The sequence below is a fragment of the Pseudomonas soli genome (genome assembly GCF_021283165.2).
GTDB classification, from domain to species: Bacteria; Pseudomonadota; Gammaproteobacteria; order Pseudomonadales; family Pseudomonadaceae; genus Aquipseudomonas; species Aquipseudomonas soli.
In genome coordinates, this window is the sequence record NZ_CP128543.1 from 835,032 (window position 1) to 847,560 (window position 12,529).

General features: G+C 63.3%; 16 protein-coding genes and 1 pseudogene. 10 read left to right on the forward strand and 7 right to left on the reverse strand.

Annotation, left to right across the window (positions count from 1 at the left end; genetic code table 11):
• Positions 1–2: 2 nt before the first annotated feature.
• A complete protein-coding gene (gene upp, locus LU688_RS03740) occupies positions 3–641 on the reverse strand; it encodes a uracil phosphoribosyltransferase (RefSeq protein ID WP_023630748.1) in 639 nt (212 codons plus the stop codon).
• A gap of 165 nt (positions 642–806) precedes the next feature.
• On the opposite strand from upp, the gene LU688_RS03745 reads away from it, so the two are divergent.
• The 4 genes from LU688_RS03745 to LU688_RS03760 all read left to right on the forward strand — a co-directional run bounded on the left by LU688_RS03745 (position 807) and on the right by LU688_RS03760 (position 2,771).
• Positions 807–1,364 (forward strand): hypoxanthine-guanine phosphoribosyltransferase, encoded by a 558-nt coding sequence (locus LU688_RS03745; protein ID WP_023630749.1) that lies wholly within the window; start codon positions 807–809, stop codon positions 1,362–1,364.
• A 2-nt stretch (positions 1,365–1,366) separates the two neighbouring features.
• Positions 1,367–1,840, forward strand: coding sequence for a WbuC family cupin fold metalloprotein (locus LU688_RS03750; RefSeq protein WP_023630750.1), 474 nt, complete (start codon positions 1,367–1,369; stop codon positions 1,838–1,840).
• Positions 1,841–1,939: 99 nt separating this feature from the next.
• Positions 1,940–2,410 (forward strand): hypothetical protein, encoded by a 471-nt coding sequence (locus tag LU688_RS03755; RefSeq protein ID WP_023630751.1) that lies wholly within the window; start codon positions 1,940–1,942, stop codon positions 2,408–2,410.
• A 70-nt stretch (positions 2,411–2,480) separates the two neighbouring features.
• Positions 2,481–2,771 (forward strand): PA4642 family protein, encoded by a 291-nt coding sequence (locus LU688_RS03760; protein ID WP_023630752.1) that lies wholly within the window; start codon positions 2,481–2,483, stop codon positions 2,769–2,771.
• Positions 2,772–2,847: 76 nt separating this feature from the next.
• Here the strand turns inward: LU688_RS03760 and mqo are convergent, their stop codons facing one another.
• On the reverse strand, positions 2,848–4,353 hold the full coding sequence (mqo, locus tag LU688_RS03765) for a malate dehydrogenase (quinone) (RefSeq protein ID WP_023630753.1): 1,506 nt from the start codon (positions 4,351–4,353) through the stop codon (positions 2,848–2,850).
• Between the two features lie 604 nt (positions 4,354–4,957).
• Complete coding sequence (locus LU688_RS03770) at positions 4,958–5,191, reverse strand: hypothetical protein (protein ID WP_094010291.1); 234 nt, start codon at positions 5,189–5,191, stop codon at positions 4,958–4,960.
• A gap of 143 nt (positions 5,192–5,334) precedes the next feature.
• On the opposite strand from LU688_RS03770, the gene LU688_RS03775 reads away from it, so the two are divergent.
• Positions 5,335–5,919 carry a YajG family lipoprotein gene (locus LU688_RS03775; RefSeq protein ID WP_023630961.1) on the forward strand — a complete coding sequence of 195 codons (585 nt, stop codon included), beginning with the start codon at positions 5,335–5,337 and terminating at the stop codon, positions 5,917–5,919.
• 238 nt (positions 5,920–6,157) lie between these two features.
• Here the strand turns inward: LU688_RS03775 and LU688_RS03780 are convergent, their stop codons facing one another.
• On the reverse strand, positions 6,158–6,364 hold the full coding sequence (locus LU688_RS03780) for a hypothetical protein (RefSeq protein WP_031315277.1): 207 nt from the start codon (positions 6,362–6,364) through the stop codon (positions 6,158–6,160).
• A 158-nt stretch (positions 6,365–6,522) separates the two neighbouring features.
• Here LU688_RS03780 and LU688_RS03785 point away from each other — a divergent pair, with 158 nt between their 5' ends.
• The gene (locus tag LU688_RS03785) at positions 6,523–6,783 is read left to right on the forward strand and encodes a hypothetical protein (RefSeq protein WP_023630962.1); all 261 of its coding nucleotides are present in this window, start codon (positions 6,523–6,525) and stop codon (positions 6,781–6,783) included.
• A gap of 111 nt (positions 6,784–6,894) precedes the next feature.
• On the opposite strand, the gene LU688_RS03790 is transcribed toward LU688_RS03785, so the two are convergent.
• Complete coding sequence (locus LU688_RS03790) at positions 6,895–8,061, reverse strand: 1-acyl-sn-glycerol-3-phosphate acyltransferase (protein ID WP_023630963.1); 1,167 nt, start codon at positions 8,059–8,061, stop codon at positions 6,895–6,897.
• Positions 8,062–8,186: 125 nt separating this feature from the next.
• Between LU688_RS03790 and LU688_RS03795 the strand changes: the two genes are divergently transcribed.
• From LU688_RS03795 to LU688_RS03805, 3 genes are read left to right on the forward strand one after another with little or no spacing between them, the layout of a single operon-like run.
• Positions 8,187–8,369 carry a CPXCG motif-containing cysteine-rich protein gene (locus LU688_RS03795; protein ID WP_010225771.1) on the forward strand — a complete coding sequence of 61 codons (183 nt, stop codon included), beginning with the start codon at positions 8,187–8,189 and terminating at the stop codon, positions 8,367–8,369.
• Entirely contained in the window at positions 8,369–8,629 is a 261-nt protein-coding gene (locus LU688_RS03800) for a putative signal transducing protein (RefSeq protein WP_023630964.1), read from the forward strand. Before LU688_RS03795 ends, LU688_RS03800 begins: the two co-directional genes overlap by 1 nt.
• A 15-nt stretch (positions 8,630–8,644) precedes the next feature.
• Positions 8,645–9,265, forward strand: coding sequence for an SOS response-associated peptidase (locus LU688_RS03805; protein WP_094010290.1), 621 nt, complete (start codon positions 8,645–8,647; stop codon positions 9,263–9,265).
• 85 nt (positions 9,266–9,350) lie between these two features.
• Here the strand turns inward: LU688_RS03805 and LU688_RS27845 are convergent, their stop codons facing one another.
• Positions 9,351–10,193 carry a methyl-accepting chemotaxis protein gene (locus tag LU688_RS27845; protein WP_371919247.1) on the reverse strand — a complete coding sequence of 281 codons (843 nt, stop codon included), beginning with the start codon at positions 10,191–10,193 and terminating at the stop codon, positions 9,351–9,353.
• 12 nt (positions 10,194–10,205) lie between these two features.
• A pseudogene (locus LU688_RS27850) lies at positions 10,206–11,492 on the reverse strand (methyl-accepting chemotaxis protein); the annotation flags it as partial.
• A 152-nt stretch (positions 11,493–11,644) separates the two neighbouring features.
• Here LU688_RS27850 and LU688_RS03815 point away from each other — a divergent pair.
• Positions 11,645–12,460: a M48 family metallopeptidase gene (locus LU688_RS03815; protein WP_023631454.1), complete on the forward strand. Its 816-nt coding sequence runs from the start codon at positions 11,645–11,647 to the stop codon at positions 12,458–12,460.
• The last annotated feature ends 69 nt before the right edge of the window (positions 12,461–12,529 follow it).

Below are 12,529 nucleotides of genomic sequence, written 5' to 3' on the forward strand. Positions count from 1 at the left end.
GGTCAGGCGTCCTTCTGCTTGGTGCCGAAGATCTTGTCGCCGGCATCACCCAGGCCCGGCACGATGTAGCCGTGCTCGTTGAGGCGCTGGTCGATCGAGGCGGTGTAGATCTGCACGTCCGGGTGGGCTTTTTCCACCACTTCGATGCCTTCGGGCGCCGCGACCAGGACCATGGCGCGGATTTCCTTGCAGCCGGCTTTTTTCAGCAGGTCGATGGTGGCGACCATCGAGTTGCCGGTGGCCAGCATCGGGTCGATGATCAAGGCCAGGCGCTGGTTGATGTCCGGCGCGAGCTTCTCGAGGTAGGTATGGGCCTCGAGGGTTTCCTCGTTGCGGGCCACGCCCACGGCGCTGACCTTGGCGCCGGGGATCAGGCTGAGCACGCCGTCGAGCATGCCGATGCCGGCGCGCAGGATCGGCACTACGGTGATCTTCTTGCCGGCGATTTTCTCGACTTGCACCTTGCCGCACCAGCCGTCGATCTCGTAGGTTTCGAGCGGCAGGTCCTGTGTGGCTTCATAGGTCAGCAGTGCACCGACTTCCTGGGCGAGTTCGCGAAAATTCTTGGTGCTGATATCGGCACGGCGCATCAGGCCGAGCTTGTGGCGGATCAGCGGATGGCGGATCTCACGAGTAGGCATAGGGGGAGGGCTCCGGGAGGCGGGCAAAAAAACCGCGCTAGATTAATCTATTCAGTCCTTGATGTCGTGCAGTCATTGTGCACGTTAGTCCATAAAGGCTTGATCTGGGACGAGCGGATGCGTACCTTTGCTCGCTTTTCCAAAACGCACCCCCTGGAGAGCGCCATGTCCGCCGATCTCGAGCATATCCGTCAAGTGATGCGCGAGGCTGATTGCCTGTACAACGAAGCCGAGGTCGAGGCCGCCATCGCCGAGGTCGGTAAACAGATCTGCAAGGACCTGCACGACAAGAACCCGGTGGTCTTCTGCGTGATGAACGGTGGCCTGATCTTCTCCGGCAAACTGCTGACCCACCTGCAGTTCCCGCTTGAAGCCTCGTACCTGCACGCCACCCGCTACCGCAACACCACCAGCGGTGGCGAGCTGTTCTGGAAGGCCAAGCCGGAAGTGTCGTTCATCGACCGCGACGTGCTGATCGTCGACGATATCCTCGACGAAGGGCACACCCTCAGCGCCATCATCGAGTTCTGCAAGCACGCCGGCGCCCGCGCCGTGCACACCGCGGTGCTGATCGACAAGGACCACGACCGCAAGGCCAGTCCGGACCTGAAGGCCACCTACACCGGCTTGTCGTGCGTCGATCGCTACGTCTTCGGCTACGGCATGGACTACAAGGGTTACTGGCGCAACGCCAACGGCCTCTTCGCCGTCAAGGGGATGTGAGCATGCGCCAGCCTGCGTTCCTCGATCAGTCGTTGTTCGTCGGGCTGGCACAAAAGGCCGCCGAGAGTCCGCGTGGCCGCCAGCACCACAACTTCCACCAGATGGAAGAGCCCTGCCACCGCATGGCGGTGGGCTTGCAGCCAGCTACCTATATCCCGCCGCACAGGCACCTGAGTGACGACAAGGCCGAGGTCTTGATCGTCCTGAAAGGGCGCTTGGGTTTGCTGATTTTCGATGACCTGGGACAGGTCACCGACAAACGTGTGCTGCAAGCGGGCGGCGAGTGTCTTGGGGTCGACCTGGTGCCTGGCACCTACCATGGCCTGGTGGTGCTCGAGGCCGACAGCGTCATGTTCGAGTGCAAGGCCGGGCCGTACCGGCCGGTGGGCGAGGGGGAGCACGCTCATTGGGCGCCGCGTGAAGGTGAAGCGGCCGTTGCCGAGTATCACGCCTGGATGCGCGCGCAGTTCGATTGAGCTTGCGCCAATCTTGAGCCCGCGCCCTCACCTCAGGACCGGGCTTGCTCCGCGACAGGGCCTGTGCGTAGAGTGCCTGCTCATGCCAAGGAGCCCCACATGCGTGCGATCGTCCCCCTCCTGCTGGCGGTGAGCCTGCCGCTTGCCGCCGCGCCGCTGCACAGCCAGTTCCTCCCGCCCGACGACCTCTCACTGCGCCAGGAAGCACCGGTCAGCCAGCAACTGCTGCAGGTCACCGACTACAGCGTGGTGGTCGGCACCCAGCGCCAGTCCGACCAGCAGCCGATCCCGATCACCTCTTCCTTGCAGGTGCGCCTGAAGGGCAAGCCGCTGAGCAAGGGCTCGACCATTGGCCAGGTCTTGCTCAATTTCGACGGCGAGGGCGGCAAGAGCCTGAAGAAACCGGTGTACGACGACAAGGCCCGCACGCTGACGCTCAACTATCCGTTGGCCGACTATCGGGTGATCATCGACCTGCTGCGTAACGAGACGCTCTACGTACAGTTCCTCACCTATGCCAACGGCCATATCTGGGCCGACCTGCACACCGGTACCGTACGTACGCGTTGAGACTCGCCGTCGCCGGGGGGTACACTGCCGGCCTTCGAAAATGTCCGTGATGGTCCAGTTGGAGTCGGCGATGCGTAAAGACAAGAAACAAGTGATTGGTGACGAGATCAGCGACGAGTACATCAAGACGTTCCTGCAGTTCGAACCGGCCGATGGCCTGACCTCGCCTTCGCATCACAAGCTGATCAAAGGCTACCGTGGTTTGCGCGTCGACGACTTCGAGCGTTACGTCGGTTTCTTCGTGTCGGCCGGCTACGATCTGGATGGCAAGGACGAACATGGCAAGACCTTCGCCGAGGCCATAGCCGACCAGCGCAATGCGCCGGAGTACATCGAGATCATCGAAAAAGCTCGCGGCTGATCTGGCTGCCCCGCTTTGCGGGCTCGGCCCAGGCAAAAAAAACGCCCCGGGGGGGCGTTTTTTCGTTTCAGCCGGATCAGGCGTAATGCTTGGCCGGGCTGCTTTCCACCAGCTCCAGCGCCACATCGTTTTCAGCGCTGATCTTGTGGTATAGGGCCGCGTCGGTGGCCAGGGTCTTCTCACGGGCGGGGAAGATTTCCTTGAGCTTGGCGGCCCAGGCGCCCTTGGCCTGCTCTGGGAAGCAGCGCTCGATCAGCTCGAGCATGATCGACACGGTCACCGATGCGCCCGGCGATGCGCCCAGCAGGGCAGCCAGGCTGCCGTCTTCGGCCGAGACCAGCTCGGTGCCGAACTGCAGGATGCCGCCTTTCTTCGGATCCTTCTTGATGATTTGCACGCGCTGGCCGGCCACTTCCAGGCGCCAGTCCTCGGCTTTCGCCTCCGGGTAGAAGCGGCGCAGCGATTCCAGGCGCTGCTCCATCGACTGCATCACTTCGCTGACCAGGTACTTGGTCAGGTCCATGTTGTCACGGGCTACGGCCAGCATCGGGCCGATGTTGCCCATGCGCACCGACAGCGGCAGGTCCATGAAGGAGCCGTGCTTGAGGAACTTGGTGGTGAAGCCGGCGTATGGCCCGAACAGCAGTGATTTCTTGCCGTCGACCACGCGGGTGTCCAGGTGTGGTACCGACATCGGCGGGGCGCCGACCGCGGCCTGGCTATAGACCTTGGCCTGGTGCTGCTTGACGATCTCCGGGTTGTCGCAACGCAGCCACTGGCCGCTGACCGGGAAGCCGCCGAAGCCCTTGCTTTCCGGGATGCCGGACACCTGCAGCAGGGGCAGGGCGGCGCCACCGGCACCGAGGAAGACGAAGCGGGCGTCCACTTCACGGCTGCCGCCGCTGTTGACGTCCTTGATGCTCACGGTCCAGCCGCTGCCGTTGCGGCGCAGGCCGACGACCTTCTTGCTGTACTTGACCTGGGCATCGGGCGAGTCGCCAAGCAGCTTGAGGAGCTTGTTGGTGAGGGCACCGAAGTTGACGTCGGTGCCTTTCATCACGCGGGTGGCAGCGATGTGCTGGTCGGCCGGGCGGCCTGGCATCATCAGCGGCATCCAGTCCTTCATCACCGCCTTGTCTTCGGTGTATTCCATCTCGGCGAAGGCGTGGTGCTGCTTGAGCAGCTCGAAACGCTTCTTGAGGAACGAGACGCCCTTGTCACCTTCGACGTAGCTCAGGTGCGGCACCGGGTTGATGAAGGCGCGCGGCGAGCCGAAGTTGCCTTTGCGGCTCAGGTAGGCCCAGAACTGGCGCGAAACCTCGAACTGGGTGTTGATGTGCACGGCCTTCTTGATGTCGATGCTGCCATCGGCGGCCTGCGGGGTGTAATTGAGCTCGCACAGGCCGGCATGGCCGGTACCGGCGTTGTTCCAGGGGTTGGAACTCTCCGCGGCTCCGGAGTCCATCGCCTCGACGACCTCTAGCTTCAGGGTCGGGTCGAGCTCCTTGAGCAGTACGGCCAGGGTGGCACTCATGATGCCCGCGCCTACCAGTACCACATCAACCGATTCGTTCTGCGCCATTAACGCGTCTCCACAATCTACAGCACCTAATTGACAGCATAGGATCCCTGGGTTGGCCAGGATCGCCATGTCCGACTCTTCGCAGTTCTTGCAACTTCCGCGGACACCGCCAATCAGTCTTGGGTGTTCGGCTATTGAACGCCCATTGCCACGGGTGCGGCAATTCGACTTATGGTCAAGTGGTCCGTCGTGCGTTATGGACCGGCCTCAGGCGTTCATCAGGGATGAGCGCTCTTGCCGTCTGTTCAGGGCTGTTCGGTACACATCTGCCGCTCTTGCACATGCCAGACTGTTCATTTGCTCGCCACACTCTCGTGAAGTTGTGAAAAACCGTTTTTTCACGCTCTTTTGGAGTCGTGAACCTCAAAAGTGGACTGCGCGATGGCAACCCGCAGGTTCATGCGCAGCGGACGGCCGAAAACAGCAGGCACGACAGCCAATGCAAGACCTGAGTGGAAGGCTCTCTGTGGGCGAAGCGTCGAGGGTGCCGGGTTGAAGCGGCGAATGCGGGGCCCGATCAGGAGACGTCCTTATAATCGGGGGGAGATTATAACGATGTCGCGGGCGGAAAGGGCGTACTTGTTGGTTTTTATTGCAGCGTTTGTCAGGCTGCGAGGGTGCGTTGCTGCCAAAGGCGCATTGCACCCTGGCAAACCCGGGCGCTGGCCGGCAGCGGGCGGCCCAGCCAGGCCAGTCGCGCTTCGCTGACCTGCACCCAGGTGCCGTTGCCCGGCGGTGTGGCGCAGTGCTTGAAGGCCAGGCAGGTGCCATCGCTGTCGAGGCGGGCGTAGGTGGCGTGGCGCGGGCGGTGGAAGAGCAGGGTCCAGAGCGAGGCCATGACGTGGTGTCCTGTGAGGGAGGGCTGACGCAAGGATAAACGCAGGGGCATGAAACGATTGTGACAAGCGGGCCGGGCGATGGCTGGCGTGTGGCGCGCTAGGTATACTGTGGGCCTTTGCCGCTTTTTCTGGAGAAATGCGCATGTTGCAACGTCTGTTGGTCGGTTTGTTCGCGGTGGCCAGCCTGAGCCTGGCCGGTTGTGCCCACAGCCCGCAGCAACTCAGCCCGCAACCCAAGCTCACCCAGCAATTGGCCCCGGTCGGCCACGGCCAGCCGGTGGTGGTCAGGGTCGTCGATGGGCGCGCCTCGCAGTCGCTCGGCACCCGTGGTGGCATGTACCCCGAGACCAGCACCATCACCGTCAATGGCAATGACGTGGTGCCCAAGCTGCAGGCCCAGGCCGAAGCGGCGGTGCGCCTGCTGGGCTTCACCCCGACGCCGAATGCCGGCAATGCCCCGCAGTTGACCGTGACCCTGGCCGAGCTCAAGTACCAGTCGCCCAAGGACAAGATGTACGTGACCGAGGCGACCATCGGTGCCACCTTCCGCGCTGATGTGTCGAACGCCAACCGTCGCTACAGCGGCCGTTATGGTGCGTCGCTGGACCAGCGGTTCGGCATGGCGCCGAACCAGGAAACCAACACCAAGCTGGTGAGCGACGTGCTCAGCGATGCCCTGACCCGCCTGTTCAAGGACCCGACCGTCGGTCAGGTACTGGGCGAGTAAGCACGCCGATACCGCGTCAAAAAGCCCGCTGCCTGGGATCAGGCAGCGGGCTTTTTCATGGCTGTCTCTAGTGTTGTGTTTCACAAATAACGACCATAACTCGCGGTGCTTTTTGCGCTCATGCGGCGTTGTCGCTCCTCGCCGTAGCTGGGCTACGACTCGTCGCGACGCCTTGCCTGAGCGCAAAAATCACTCGCGAGTTATTGGTCGTATTTGCAAAACACCACACTAGGGCCAGTCAGGCGGCCTGGACGTGAAAGTCCAGAAGGCTGATGCCCGTGTGCGGGTCGATCTCCGGCAGGTCGTCATGGGCATGCCCGCCCAGGGCGCAATACACCAGCCACTGACGGTCCTGGACGTTGATCGCGAAGCTGTCGATCAGCGCCTGTTGTTCGTCGCTCTGGGCCACGAGGTAGAGGCGGTCCTGGTTTTCGGCGTGCAGCATGACAAGCTCCGGTCAGTTGAAGGCCGACAGGGTGGCCTGTCTTGATGACGAGCGTGTGACAGGTGAAATTAGATGACAGCTGGTCGCAAAGTGGCGGTGGTCGATGTGGGCTTGGGTAGAATGCCGGGCTTTGCCACATGTGATACCGAGGTCGCGTAATGTCGTTGCAAGTGCTCTGGGGCTTCCTGGCCGCCCATCCGGCCAAGCTGATCAATCTGCTGGCTTTGCTGATCACTTGCCCGGGCGGCTTGCTGCTGCACGGCGCCCGGCGCCGCGAGGCGCTTGCGAGGGAAAGCCTGGCGATGGATGAAGGGGTGGTGGACGTGCTCGAGCAGCGGGTGCCGCGCTATTACTACATCCTCGGCTTCTGCTGCCTGGCGATGGCGTTGCTGCTGTCCTGGTTCAGTACCTGGATCTGAATCGCTGATGTCGACCCTGTAGGAGCGGCTTCAGCCGCGATCCAGGCAACGCGGTGCCTGGCACCCGCTTTGCGGGTGATCGCGGCTAAAGCCGCTCCTACAGGTGTGTTGTCAGGCTGAAGTGGGCTGACGCTTCACCTGATACTGATTGCGCACCGGCGTCGCGTACTGCTGCACCAGGTACGGCTGCTGCTCGACCGGGCAGGCATCCAGCCGGCGCTGCCATTCTTCCTTGGCCTTGGCCAGTTCATCGGCGGGGAACAGTTTTTCCGCGCTCGGCACTTCGAGTGCCGCATCTTTCTCCGCCCACATCGCATAGGCCAGGTAATGCACCGGGAACAGCCGGTAGCCGCCAAGGATCTGCCGGTCGATGGCCTGCGCCAGCTGCTTGGTGTCCTCGTGGTACTCGGTCACCGGAGGGGCGAAGTTGATGTGAACCCGCCCTTTGTAGCCGGTGATGCCCTGGGCGATGCTGTTGTCGTCCTCGCCGGGTGCCTTCTTGTAGGTGCCGGTGGTGGCGCGGATGTACAGCTCGCGGGCCTTGGCCTGGTCGCAGGGGTCGTACTCGTAGCTGATCGACACGGGGATCAGGTTCAGGCTCTGGATCACCGCGCCGAACGGTTCGTCCTTGCGGCTCATGTGGAACATTTTCAGGATCGCCGAATCGGTGCGGTCGTCACCGTCCTTAGCGCGGCCTTCGGCCTGGGCGATCCAGATCGACGCGCCATCGTTGCGGATCGAATGGTTGATGTAGGCCGAGAGCAGTTGATAGGCGGCCAGTTTCTCGCGGCGGCCGCTGATCGAACGGTGCACGATGAAACTCTTGTTCAGGCGCATCATGTCGCTGACGAACGGCTTTTGCAGCAGGTTATCGCCGATGGCGATGCGCGGTGTCGGCAGGCCGGCGTGGTACACCGCATAGTTGACGAAGGCCGGGTCCATCACGATGTCACGGTGGTTGGCCAGGAACAGGTAGGCGGTACCGGACTTGAGCTGTTCGACGCCGCTGTAGGTGACGCCGTCGGTGGCGCGGTCGATGGTGCGGTCGACGTAGTACTCGACCTTGTCCTGCAGCGTGGATACGCAGGTCACGCCGGCAAATTCCTTGCGCAGGCGCCGGGCGATCAGTGGTTTGAGCAGCCAGCCGAAGGCACCCGCCGCGCGCGGAAAGCGGAAGTGGGTGAGGATATCGAGGAATGCCGGGTCGCTGAGCAGGCGTGCCAGCACAGCAGGGACCTCAGCGTCGTCGTACGGTCGGATGGCATCGAATTCGCCCATCATGCTCTCTTGTTGGAAACGGCTAGGGTAATTAGGTAGGGGCGGGCTCCGAAAAACGGCTCGGACGCACACAGGCCCTGTAAACAGACCGGCAATTATACGCACAAGTCACTCCGGAGGCCGCGATGCTGGAAACTGCGATCTACGATTGCCCTTACTGTGGCGAGGAAGTCGAAACCACGGTGGACTTGTCCGGCGGCGACCAGGAATACATCGAGGACTGCCAGGTGTGCTGCAAGCCCATTCGCTTCGTGCTGCAGGTCCATGGTGAGGAGTGGATGCTCGATGTCTACGGTGAGAACGACTGATGCGGCGAATCTATGAACCGGAAAGCCTGCTGGAGGCCCAGGTACTGGTGGGCATGCTGGCCAGCGAAGGCATCGAGGTGCACCTGGTCGGGCGCGACCTGATGGGCGCCGTGGGCGAGTTGCCGATGCACGGCTTGCTCGGTCTGGCGGTGCCCGACGAGCAGGCCGGGTACGCACGGCAGCTGATCGATGAGTACAATGCCGCCCAGCCGCTTGCCGGTGACGAACCGGAGAGTTATCCCGGAACCCTGATCTGCTAGGTTTTGATTTCGCCCATGTGTGGACGCTACGCCCTGTTTCGCTGGTCCCAGAGCTTCGCCGGCCTGCCGGGCTTCCCCCCGGGCCAGAAGGCCCAATGGAATATTGCGCCCGGCGCCTCGGTACTGATTCAGCGCCAGGTCGACGGCCAGCTGCAGCTGGCCAGCGCTCGTTGGGGGCTGACCCCGGCCTGGCTCACCGACCTTTCCCGCACACCGGCACAGGCCCGTGCCGAAACCCTGGCCGAGCAGCCGATGTTCCGCGAACCCCTGCGCCAGCGCCGTTGCCTGATGCCCGCCAACGGCTTCTACGAATGGCGCGGCACGGCGCGCAAGCGCCCGTACTGGGTAACGCCGGGGGAGGGCGCGTCGTTGTTCTTCGCCGCGGTGTGGGAGATCTACCCGGTGCAGGAACAAGAGTGGCTGAGTTGTGCGGTGGTCACGCAAGCGGCGATGAACCAGCGTCGGCCGCTGATTATGGACGAGGCCGAGCAGGCGCTGTGGCTGGACCCCGGCACGCCGATGGCAAAACTGCACGAGCTGCTGGCCAAGCCGCCGACGGCACTGCGTGAGCGGGCGCTGGCACATTTCGTCAACGATCCGAAGCTCGATGGGCCGGAGTGCCTGACCCCCGCCTGACGGCGTAAGCTGTGAGTTGCAAGCGGCAAGTCAAAGCGGTTCGTGCTCGGCTTTGACTTGTCGCTATACACTTGCGGCTTAAAGCTCAGACCCTGAATTGATTGATCAGGCGGCGCTGCTGCTCCGCCAGCTTGGTCAGCTCGGCGCTGGCCTGGCTCGACTCGTCGGCACCGCCCGCCACTTCGCCGGCCACCTGGCCGATGTTGATCACGTTGCGGTTGATGTCCTCGGCCACGGCACTCTGTTCCTCGGCGGCACTGGCGATCTGGGTGTTCATGTCGTTGATCACCGACACCGCCTGGGTGATGCTTTCCAGCGCCTCGGCAGCGCGGCTGGCCTGCAGCACGCTGTCGTCGGTCTTGCCCTGGCTGTCTTCCATCACCTTGACCACTTCGCGGGTGCCCTGCTGCAGTTGCTGGATCATCTGCTGGATTTCTTCGGTGGCCTGCTGGGTCTTCTGCGCCAGGTTGCGCACCTCGTCGGCGACCACGGCGAAGCCACGGCCCTGCTCGCCGGCGCGGGCGGCCTCGATGGCGGCGTTGAGCGCCAGCAGGTTGGTCTGCTCGGCAATGGCGCGGATGGCCACGAGGATCGCATTGATGTTTTCGCTGTCGCGGGCCAGGTCCTGGACCACGGTGACTGCGCGGCCGATCTCGCTGGCCAGGGCGCTGATGGCGCTGGAAGTGTCGCGCACGATTTCCAGGCCCTGGTTGGCGGCGCGGTCGGCCGCGCTGGCGGCCTGGGCGGCTTGCGTGGCGTTGCGCGCGACATCCTGGGCGGTAGCGGTCATTTCATGCACGGCGGTGGCCACCTGGTCGATCTCGGCCATCTGCTTGTGCACGCCCTGGTTGGTTCGGATGGCGATGTCGGCGGTGTGCTCGGACGAATCGCTGACCTTCTGCACCGAACCCACTACCTGGCTGATCATGGCCTGCAACTTGGCCAGGAAGGTATTGAAGCCCTTGGCGATGGCACCCAGCTCGTCGGCGCGGTCGCTGTGCAGGCGACGGGTCAGGTCGCCTTCGCCCTGGGCGATGTCGTCGAGCATCGCCACCATCTGCTTGAGCGGGCGGGCGATGCCCAGGGCCAGCAACCAGATCACCAGCAGGCCAAGGGCGGCGATGCCGAGGCCAACGAGGGTCATGCCCGTGATATCGGTACGACGCTGTTCGGCCAGATCCTTCTGCAGCTGGTTGACCTCAGCCATCACGGCGCTCAGCGGCAGTTCCAGCAGCAGTGTCCAGCGGGCATCGGTGTTGGCGACCTTGAACGGCAGGTACAGCTCGATGCGATCCTTGCCGGCGTCCACTTCGTAGTGCAGGGTTTCGCCGCTCAGGCTGTTGAGGGTGCTGGCTTCGTCGCTGTCCAGCACATCGCTGGCCTTCTCGCCGAATTTCGCCGGATCACGGGTATAGGCCACCAGGCGGCCGTTGCTGGAAACCAGCGCCAGCTCGCCGGCGCCGTCGTACAGCTGGCGATCGGCGGCATTGAGCAGGTCCTGGATGAAGTTCACCGACAGGTCGGCACCGGCCATGCCCTGGAACTGGCCATCGACCATGATCGGTTCGACGAACGACGCCAGCATGACCATCTTGTCGCCCACTTTATAAGGCGCGGGGTCGATCACGCAGGCCTTCTTCGACTCCTTGGGGCACAGGTAGTACTCGCTGGCGCGCACGCCGGTGGCGAGGACTGTGCGGTCGTCGACATCGGCCAGCTTGTCCTGGCCAAGGCTGCCATCGCCATTGCGGAACCACCAGGGCAGGAAGCGGCCGTTGGCGCTGTCGATACCCACCAGGCTGCTGCCGACGTAGCGGGCATCGGCATGGTCGAGGGCGTTTGGCTCCCAGCCAAGGTAAGCGCCGAGCACGCTTGGATTGACCTCCACGGTGCGCTTGAGCTGGTTGATCAGGTGCTCGCGGTCGACCCTCATCAGCGCTTGGCCGTCGCTTCCCTGCATGCCGAGCATGGCGTTGCCAGTGGCCAGGCCGCGGGCGATCGACAACGGAGCTTCGAGGCCGCGCTGGATCTCGCTGACCTGGGTGCGCGCCAGGGCGGTGAGGCGCTGCTCGATGACGTTTTCGAACTGTTGCTGGGTGCGCTGTTGCACCAGGGCCTGGGTGCGTTGCCCGGAGTAGACGGCGTACAGCACCAGGGCCGCGACAATACTCAGCACGATGGCACCGGCCAGGGCGGCTACGGAAAACTGGATCGACTTGAACTTCATGGCAAAGCTCCGCGCGCAAGGAGGTCGTTACCGAGTGTTATCGGCGGGCTAATACCAAAGCATGAGGACCTTGTCAGAAATCTTACCTGCGGCTCTGGCAGGGGCGGGCGTCTGGGCCTAGGATACGCGGCACGTAAAAAGGGAGTGTTTTCATGCGTAAGTCATTCGTTGTCAGCATGCTGACGGTCGGCGTCCTGCTCGGCGGCTGCCAGGCGGTCAATACCACCAGTGGTGGTGCCGTGGGCGTCCAGCGCCAGCAATACATGTTCAGCATGCTTTCGACCGATGAGGTCAACAAGATGTACGCCCAGTCCTACCAGCAGACCCTCGGCGAGGCGTCGAGCAAGGGCGTGCTGGACAAGAGCAGCAATGATGCCAAGCGCGTGCAGGCCATCGCCAAGCGCCTGATCGCACAGGCGCCACAGTTCCGGCCGGATGCCGCGCAGTGGAACTGGGAAGTCAACGTGATCAAGAGTGACGAGCTCAACGCCAATTGCGGCCCGGGCGGCAAGATCATCGTCTACACCGGGCTGATCGATCAGCTGCAGCTGACCGACGCCGAGATCGCCGCAGTGGTGGGCCATGAAATCGCCCACGCCCTGCGCGAGCACAGCCGTGAAGCGATGTCCAAGGCCTACGGCGTGGAAATGGCACGCCAGGGTGCCGGCGCGATCTTCGGTCTGGGGCAGGACAGCATGGCCATGGCCGACACCGTGGTGAACTACGCCATGACCTTGCCCAACAGCCGGGCCAACGAGAACGAAGCCGACCTGATCGGTCTCGAACTGTCGGCCCGTGCCGGCTATGACCCGAACGCCGCGATCACCCTGTGGAACAAGATGAGCAAGGCGTCCGAAGGCGCGCCGCCAGAGTTCATGAGCACCCACCCGGCTTCGAGCAGCCGTATCGCCTCGTTGCAGGCGGCGATTCCGAAGGTGATGCCGCTGTATCAGGCGGCCAAGAAGTAATCCTTCGGGGATATGCAAGGCGTGGGAGCGGGCTTGCCCCGCGATGAAGGTGTAAAACCCAGCATCTTC

What these genes read in the sequence shown, in the direction of transcription:
- LU688_RS03795 (WP_010225771.1), top strand. Translation starts at nt 8,187, where the DNA reads ATGCTGGAAACTGCGATCTACGATTGCCCTTACTGTGGCGAGGAAGTC.
- LU688_RS03770 (WP_094010291.1), bottom strand. Translation starts at nt 5,191, where the DNA reads ATGGCCTCGCTCTGGACCCTGCTCTTCCACCGCCCGCGCCACGCCACC.
- LU688_RS03815 (WP_023631454.1), top strand. Translation starts at nt 11,645, where the DNA reads ATGCGTAAGTCATTCGTTGTCAGCATGCTGACGGTCGGCGTCCTGCTC.
- LU688_RS27845 (WP_371919247.1), bottom strand. Translation starts at nt 10,193, where the DNA reads ATGATCAGCCAGGTAGTGGGTTCGGTGCAGAAGGTCAGCGATTCGTCC.
- LU688_RS03745 (WP_023630749.1), top strand. Translation starts at nt 807, where the DNA reads ATGTCCGCCGATCTCGAGCATATCCGTCAAGTGATGCGCGAGGCTGAT.
- LU688_RS03760 (WP_023630752.1), top strand. Translation starts at nt 2,481, where the DNA reads ATGCGTAAAGACAAGAAACAAGTGATTGGTGACGAGATCAGCGACGAG.
- LU688_RS03775 (WP_023630961.1), top strand. Translation starts at nt 5,335, where the DNA reads ATGTTGCAACGTCTGTTGGTCGGTTTGTTCGCGGTGGCCAGCCTGAGC.
- LU688_RS03790 (WP_023630963.1), bottom strand. Translation starts at nt 8,061, where the DNA reads ATGGGCGAATTCGATGCCATCCGACCGTACGACGACGCTGAGGTCCCT.
- LU688_RS03805 (WP_094010290.1), top strand. Translation starts at nt 8,645, where the DNA reads ATGTGTGGACGCTACGCCCTGTTTCGCTGGTCCCAGAGCTTCGCCGGC.
- LU688_RS03800 (WP_023630964.1), top strand. Translation starts at nt 8,369, where the DNA reads ATGCGGCGAATCTATGAACCGGAAAGCCTGCTGGAGGCCCAGGTACTG.
- upp (WP_023630748.1), bottom strand. Translation starts at nt 641, where the DNA reads ATGCCTACTCGTGAGATCCGCCATCCGCTGATCCGCCACAAGCTCGGC.
- LU688_RS03750 (WP_023630750.1), top strand. Translation starts at nt 1,367, where the DNA reads ATGCGCCAGCCTGCGTTCCTCGATCAGTCGTTGTTCGTCGGGCTGGCA.
- LU688_RS03780 (WP_031315277.1), bottom strand. Translation starts at nt 6,364, where the DNA reads ATGCTGCACGCCGAAAACCAGGACCGCCTCTACCTCGTGGCCCAGAGC.
- LU688_RS03785 (WP_023630962.1), top strand. Translation starts at nt 6,523, where the DNA reads ATGTCGTTGCAAGTGCTCTGGGGCTTCCTGGCCGCCCATCCGGCCAAG.
- mqo (WP_023630753.1), bottom strand. Translation starts at nt 4,353, where the DNA reads ATGGCGCAGAACGAATCGGTTGATGTGGTACTGGTAGGCGCGGGCATC.
- LU688_RS03755 (WP_023630751.1), top strand. Translation starts at nt 1,940, where the DNA reads ATGCGTGCGATCGTCCCCCTCCTGCTGGCGGTGAGCCTGCCGCTTGCC.